The sequence below is a fragment of the Sutterella parvirubra YIT 11816 genome (genome assembly GCF_000250875.1).
Lineage (GTDB): Bacteria > Pseudomonadota > Gammaproteobacteria > Burkholderiales > Burkholderiaceae_F > Sutterella > Sutterella parvirubra.
Genome location: NZ_JH605004.1, coordinates 21,778 through 22,318 on the forward strand (window position 1 = coordinate 21,778; position 541 = coordinate 22,318).

2 pseudogenes are annotated in these 541 nt (G+C 68.0%); both read left to right on the forward strand.

Annotation, left to right across the window (positions count from 1 at the left end):
- Nucleotides 1-253: pseudogene (locus tag HMPREF9440_RS12160) on the forward strand (YbhB/YbcL family Raf kinase inhibitor-like protein); the annotation flags it as partial.
- Nucleotides 254-360: 107 nt separating this feature from the next.
- Nucleotides 361-541: pseudogene (gene glyA, locus HMPREF9440_RS12165) on the forward strand (serine hydroxymethyltransferase); the annotation flags it as partial.

The window sequence follows — 541 nt, forward strand, 5'->3', positions numbered from 1 at the left end:
GAACGACTACGTTTCGGGCGACGCTCCTGAGGCCGACGGCACGGGATTGGGCTACGACGGCCCGCGCCCGCCTTTCTTCGACGCCCGCTGGCACGTCTACCGCTGGGTGGTCCTCGCGCTCGACGTCGAGCTCGCGCTTCCCGCCGTCTTCCGTTTGGCCGACGTGGAGGCCCTCGTCAAGGGGCACGTCCTCGGCACGGCCGAAGTGAGCGGCCGCTACACGCTCAACCCGCGGCTTCGTCCCGCGGGCTGATGCCCGGGAGCGCATCAAGCGCACCGCACCGAACAGAACCGAATTCGACTTTTCAAACTTCTGGAGGATTCCCCGTGAATCATCCCGCCGGGGGCTTCGACGCCCCGATCAACCGTCCCGACGTGATCGAAGCGCAGGACGCCGAGGTCTTCGCCGCCATTGAAGCGGAGCGCGCCCGTCAGGAAGCGCACATCGAGCTGATCGCCAGCGAAAACTACGCCTCGCCCGCGGTGCTCGCGGCGCAGGGGTCGGTGCTCACCAACAAGTACGCCGAGGGCTACCCCGGCC